Genomic DNA, 5,921 nt, shown 5'->3' on the forward strand with positions numbered 1-5,921 from the left:
CCAGAGCTTTCGCCTGAGAAGTGGCGTCCACTACTTTTGCCGCCAGGGCCTGTTCAATGGATTTGACATCCTTGAACATAACTGCTGACATTACGTGGGCTTGCATAGTCTGGAGATTAAAAGGCGCGCAAACCGCGAATCCTTTGGGAGCCTTGATCATGATGGCGGCGGGCGACTTCGCGTTCCTCATTATCTTGAGGCCCAGAGCTGGGGTTTGAGATAAATGTATTTCCTTTACTTCAATTATCCCTGAAACATCTGTTTCAGCAGTTTGGGCAGGGGTGATCTGAAAGGACAGAAAAATCACCATTACGGCCAAGAATGGTACAAAGAGCAAGTTAAACGACAACATCCTGTTACGCAGCCTTATTTCTCCCTTGTTATTTGGGCTTATTGATCCCTGGATTTCCACATCTTACAGCCGGTGGCTCAACCTGGGGAGTATGCCTAACCATAGATCCGGATAATATTCCCGGATTACGCCGTAAATCAACCAGATGGCAATAGCCAGTAATAATAGAGCAAAATATTTGCCCAGTCGGGTACGATCGGTTTTGATGGCAAACCGCGGCCCGAGCTGGGAGCCAATCAACACCGCGGCAGCCAGCACGGCGGTGAGACGGGGATCAAAGTGGCCACGCAACATATGGCCAACGAAGCCGGTAAGAGCCGTGACTCCCACCATCAGGGAAGAACTGCCGACGGCAATAATCATCGGCACTCCACCCAGTAAAACTACAACGGGGACTTTAATCAACCCTCCTCCCACCCCCAGCATGCCCGCCACAAATCCGGCCAGAAGCATCACCGGCAGCAGAATGATCACATTTATGGTGTATTCCTCTGCGACCCGAGTGCGGTGCCAGTGCCACCAGTGCTTCGAGGGAAATCGCCGAACATGTTTTTTAGGGGTCTTATACATATAATAGGCCCCGAACAGCAGCACTGCGGCAAAACATAACTTGGCAAAATAATCAGGGAAGTAAGGGGATAAATAGCCACCGAAAAACGCCCCCAGATTTGTGGGTGGTTCGATCAGGAGCACCAGCTTCCAGTCCACCGTCCGGGCTTTAGCAAAAACCAGCATAGAGGAAAAAGACACCACTATGATGAGCACTTGGCTGGTGGTGGCAGCTATATAAAAGGGTATGGAGAGTGCCACCAACATCGGGACATAAAAGGCCCCACCTCCTTGCCCTAGCATAGAAAAGATGAGGGAAGCGGTTAAAAAAAGAAAAAACAGCAGCAACAATATCTGAATCGGAAGTGACACGCTGGTCCTCCCCGGCTTTAGCTAGTGTGAGGGGTAAAGGCACAGCACCCTACTAGCCCCATGATCAAGTTTTCACCAGTCTAACCGGCGGTTCATTGTATGGTTCCCAATCTTCTTCCAGACAGGGAATACACAGATCCTGGCCATCCTTGATCCGGACATAAAGTTCAAAAACATATTCGCCACATTTATCACATTTAGCTCGCTGCCAGGAGCCCAACAGCTTTTGCAGCTTTAAGCCAGGCAGATTCTGTATAATAAACATTTCATCGTCGCTGGCTTCCAGGATTGGCTGGATGGCACGATCAGCAACCTCTTCCGGGATTTGGGAAGGCTGCAAGCCTTTCTGACGGTAATTAAAGAATTCCGCAGCATTGTGATGCATGGTGTCGATGTATTCCGGCTTGACAACAATCCGTATCGCGGTTTTTTGGGGATGAAAGATGATGGCCGCATACTTACCATAGTGCAGACGCCGGATTAACCCTTTGCCGTATGTGCAGCCAGTGGCGGCCTGCAAGCCATCATTAAGACAGCCTTGCGGATGGCGGACTCCCATTTCCGACACCACCCACAGACCGTGATCCGGCATTCGGTCCTCTTCCAATACCTTCAGGGCCAACGCCCCCATCCGATAGCCCAAAGGCATCATCGGGCATTTATGACCATGAAACTCGAACACCCAGGTTGGTATATCAAACATTAGCCTTCCTCCTCAGATAATAATATTTCCCCAATTATCCATGTTTCCGAGTCTTATAACTCATCCACTGCCCGCCAGCCGAAGCTTTCTAAATATTGCTGGAGCTTTTCCCGCTTCTCCCGATACTTTTCTTCCCACAGGGGCGGACAGCCGTTGAGGGGGATTTCACCTTCCCGCAAGGCCGCGGCATAAGCCATGCAAGTGGCATAACCGCAGGCCTTGCAGTTGGTCATAGGCAGGAGTTTCAAGATTTCCATCACCTTGAGCCCCGCCTGGCTGCTGTAGCGGGGGGTGATTTGCTCCCGGCGCCCATAAATCTCATTGATCTGCCCCTTGATCCATTCCAGCAGGGCGTGGGCCTCCTCCTGGTCGCGGGCCCCGCGAATGGCAATCTCATGCGGGTGTAAGGTGACCCATTTACCAGCGGAAAGTTTCAGCAGGAGGCTTTGATTCTGGGCGTCGTAATCCCAGCCCCCCAACTCGGCGTTGAGGTAAGGTAAAGTCGGAGAAATATCTTCCTCCACCTGAGCAATGGCGTGCAACACCTCCTTGGTGGAATCACATTTGGGCCGGAAAATGTCAAATTTAGTGATATGCTCCAGTAACATCTTGTCCCTCCCCGGAGCCCCCCAAGATCCTGGTTGAAGCCCCTGTAGAATTACTGAATCATTTTTTTGATTTCCTCTACACCGGGCACCTGGCCCACTACCTTGACTTCGCCTTCCACCACCAGGGCCGGAGTCATCATCACCCCATAGGCCATGATCTGGTTCAGCTCGGTGACCTTCTCCAACTCATAATCCAGGCCCAAAGATTTGGCGGCCTCCTCGGTGCGCTTGCCGAGTTCGATACACTTGATGCAGCCCGGCCCCAGAATCTGCAATTTTTTCATGTTGACCTCCTTAATATCTTGCCTCAGCCCACCAGGTGGCCGTAGAGCATCCCGGTGGCGGTGGCGATAATCGCAATGATCAGACAGAATGCCATGGTCTTTTTCCAGCCCATGACCTTGATCAGCACCAGCATATTGGGAAGCGACAGCGCCGGCCCGGCCAGCAGCAGGGCCAACGCGGGCCCCGGAGCCATGCCCAGCTTGATCAGGGTCTGGGTGATGGGAATCTCGGTCAGGGTGGCGAAATACCAGAAGGCCCCGATCACGCTGGCCACGAAGTTGGCGCTGATACTGTTGTCCCCGACCAGGGCGGCGACATATTTGGCGGGCAGCAGGTAGCCGACAAAACCGACGACGAACACGCCGCCGTAGAGCAAGGGCACGAGCAGCTTGGTAAATTCCCAGGTATTGTATAACCATTCCTTGACCTCCGCGGCGGCAAACCAGCGCCACACCATGAGCAGGACCAGCAGACCCATCAGCCCGGCAAGATACCATTTGATCTGCAGAATTTGGATGACCCAGGTCTGGGGTTCTTCCAGACGGTCAATGGCGGATTTTTCCAGGGTGATCTGCTCCCCGGCCGGATGGCCCTGCCAGTCCTGCTCCAATTGGAAGACGATTTCGTCTTTCATTTCCTCCATGACGATGGCCTGCACCTGCTCCCCGTCGCGCAGATGAATCACCACATTGCCGGGATTGAACCAGTCGCTGAAGACCAGAAAGGCCACCAGGCAGATAAAATAGAGAGTGGTCTGCCACAACGGCCGCCGGGGTTTTTCCGGTATAGGCATCTGCAGGGCCACCGCGGCCTTGGCTTTGACTTCCTTATGAAAAAAAGCCTCCATCAGCAGGCCCACGACAAAGGCAAAAACCACCGCCCCGAGGACCCGGGCCACTCCCAGGGAAAATCCCAGCACCCGGGCGGTGAGGAACAGCGCCAAAATATTAATGGCCGGGCCGCTGTACAGAAAGGCCGAGGCCGGACCCAAGCCGGCGCCCAGTTTGTAAATGCCGGCAAACATGGGCAGCACGCTACAGGAACACACCGCCAGGATGCAGCCGGAAACCGAGGCCACCGAGTAGGCCAGGAATTTGTTGGCCGTGGGCCCTAAATAGCGCATGACCGAGGCCTGGGACAGGAAAGTTATAATGGCCCCGGCAATAAACAGAGCGGGCACTACACAGGCCAGGGTGTGATTGCGGGTATACCACTGCAGCAGTTTGAAGGCTTCCAGGATGGCCTGCTGGATTTTGACATTCCCCAGGGGCAGGAAGTAGGCAAACAGGAAAATGCCCACCAGGGTGAGCAAGATTTTGCCTTCCCGCCCTCTCAGAAAGACCTGACAGGGACGGGCAGCCTGGATCCAGAATGATTCTGGGGCCGTAACCGCCTCTAGTGGTGCATCTGACTTATCTGCCAATTACGCACCCCCTGATAAAAGATATACAGGCCGGCCAGGAAGATCAGAGCGCCGGCGGCCTTTTGCAAATAAGCGCTGAATCTGGCTCCCTGGGATTGAAGGAAGCTTTCCAGCACGTCGGTAAAGGTCCCGGCCAGGATTGACTAGGGTGTCCTGGCCTAGGGCATAGGGGTAGATTTGGCTTCGGACCGACATAATTGCTCGCGCTTGAGGCCATGGGCCCGGCGGCTGAGGGCCTGTAATTCTGGGTCGGCCCGTAGCCAGGGACTAATCAGCGCCAGCAAGGCGGCCCGCTGATCCCCTGATTCTTTAACCGCGGCCAATTGATAATCAATAAACATGCCCTGCCGGGCTTTGGTCACCAGACCGGCTTCCTCCAGGATGCGCAAGTGCTTGGAGATGCTGGGTTGGGTAATACCCAAAGCCGCCTGCAGTTCACAAACACAGTGCGGCTCATCCAGCAACAAGCGCAGGATGCGCAGGCGATTGCCATCCGCCAGGGCCTTGAGGGATTTGAGCAAAGTTTGCAATTTTACCCCCTCTAAATTAAATGTTATATAGTTATCTAATTATATAGTCATAAATCGATTTATTGTCAAGCTTCTTATACGGATTGAAAAAACGAAAGTATTGTTAACTGTTGAAAATATAGTGGTATGGCGACTTTGGCATGGTGGCCGACTTCGCCCGGAATGACCAGCGGATTTGAGCGGAATATGCAGCAAGAGGTAAAGAGAGATATGCAATCTCGGAAATAAAACAATCATTTGTTCAGAAAACACGAGACTTTTACCCTGAGTTTCCGGGAGCCTTGGATGAACCCCCTTATGATTGGAAAAATTGGTGCAAGACAGAAGAAGCCCATTGTAATGATGACGAAGAGCCGTGCCCCTTGAAAAATGGCTGCACGAAAAGAAAAAGAGGCGCAGTAAATTTAAGTTGGGGTAGTTTAGACTTGATTTGACACCGGTTGCAAAAAGGGGCATGGTATCCCTCTGGGGAAAGACCAAAGAGGAATGGAGGAGGTACCATAACCCAGCGAGAGAGGCTCGCCAGAGCAAAGATGAGTTTGATGGAATTGGCGGAATATCTCCAGAACGTTTCGGAGGCCTGCGGGGTGATGGGGGTGTCGCGGCAGCATTTCTATGATATCAAAAAGGCCTACGCTGAGGGTGGCTTGGCGGCACTCCAGGAAAAATCGCGACGGCAGCCCAACCTTCAGAATCGGGTGGCCCCCGAGATTGAAGCCGCAGTAGTCAAAATCGCCGAGGAGTATCCCGCCTATGGACAACTGCGGGCGGCCCACGAGTTGCGCAAAAGCGGCGTGCTGATTTCCCCCTGTGGAGTCCCGAGTATCTGGTTGCGGCATGGCTGGAAACGCAACCTTGGTCACTGAATAGCAAGTGACAATTATTTGCCCTGAATCTGACCCCGGAAACAGGCGGGGAGCACCTCCATCAATTCCTGCAATCTGCTGCCCTCTTTGCGATTATACTGTATTCCAATGTGATACCCCCCACCCAGCACGTGGTGAGTAAGAAAGGTACCCAGCTCCTGGAAAGTGACCACGCCCATACGCGCCATCGTGTCGCTCGCTTCACGCGTCGGACCAAGGTGGTCTCCAAATCG

General features: G+C 53.2%; 10 protein-coding genes. 1 reads left to right on the forward strand and 9 read right to left on the reverse strand.

All coding sequences use genetic code 11. From position 1 onward, the window contains the following. The 8 genes from JRG72_11250 to JRG72_11285 all read right to left on the reverse strand — a co-directional run. Window positions 1–352, reverse strand: a 352-nt coding sequence (locus tag JRG72_11250; GenBank protein ID MBW2135780.1) for a hypothetical protein, incomplete at its 3' end; no start/stop codon positions are given. Between the two features lie 63 nt (window positions 353–415). Beyond that, window positions 416–1,273: a sulfite exporter TauE/SafE family protein gene (locus JRG72_11255; protein ID MBW2135781.1), complete on the reverse strand. Its 858-nt coding sequence runs from the start codon at window positions 1,271–1,273 to the stop codon at window positions 416–418. A 64-nt stretch (window positions 1,274–1,337) separates the two neighbouring features. Continuing rightward, entirely contained in the window at window positions 1,338–1,976 is a 639-nt protein-coding gene (locus JRG72_11260) for a formylmethanofuran dehydrogenase (protein ID MBW2135782.1), read from the reverse strand. A gap of 53 nt (window positions 1,977–2,029) precedes the next feature. Further along, entirely contained in the window at window positions 2,030–2,584 is a 555-nt protein-coding gene (locus tag JRG72_11265) for a Fe-S cluster protein (protein ID MBW2135783.1), read from the reverse strand. Between the two features lie 50 nt (window positions 2,585–2,634). Continuing rightward, a complete protein-coding gene (locus JRG72_11270) occupies window positions 2,635–2,868 on the reverse strand; it encodes a TM0996/MTH895 family glutaredoxin-like protein (protein MBW2135784.1) in 234 nt (77 codons plus the stop codon). Window positions 2,869–2,891: 23 nt separating this feature from the next. Further along, entirely contained in the window at window positions 2,892–4,205 is a 1,314-nt protein-coding gene (locus JRG72_11275) for a permease (GenBank protein MBW2135785.1), read from the reverse strand. Between the two features lie 59 nt (window positions 4,206–4,264). Continuing rightward, on the reverse strand, window positions 4,265–4,408 hold the full coding sequence (locus tag JRG72_11280) for a hypothetical protein (GenBank protein MBW2135786.1): 144 nt from the start codon (window positions 4,406–4,408) through the stop codon (window positions 4,265–4,267). A gap of 42 nt (window positions 4,409–4,450) precedes the next feature. Next, complete coding sequence (locus tag JRG72_11285; GenBank protein ID MBW2135787.1) at window positions 4,451–4,822, reverse strand: helix-turn-helix transcriptional regulator; 372 nt, start codon at window positions 4,820–4,822, stop codon at window positions 4,451–4,453. A 533-nt stretch (window positions 4,823–5,355) separates the two neighbouring features. Here JRG72_11285 and JRG72_11290 point away from each other — a divergent pair. Beyond that, window positions 5,356–5,688, forward strand: a complete 333-nt coding sequence (locus JRG72_11290) for a helix-turn-helix domain-containing protein (GenBank protein MBW2135788.1) — start codon at window positions 5,356–5,358, stop codon at window positions 5,686–5,688. A 14-nt stretch (window positions 5,689–5,702) separates the two neighbouring features. Here the strand turns inward: JRG72_11290 and JRG72_11295 are convergent, their stop codons facing one another. Then, window positions 5,703–5,876 carry a hypothetical protein gene (locus JRG72_11295; protein ID MBW2135789.1) on the reverse strand — a complete coding sequence of 58 codons (174 nt, stop codon included), beginning with the start codon at window positions 5,874–5,876 and terminating at the stop codon, window positions 5,703–5,705. Window positions 5,877–5,921: the final 45 nt, after the last annotated feature.

Source organism: Deltaproteobacteria bacterium (genome assembly GCA_019309545.1).
Classification (GTDB): Bacteria; Desulfobacterota; Desulfobaccia; order Desulfobaccales; family Desulfobaccaceae; genus Desulfobacca_B.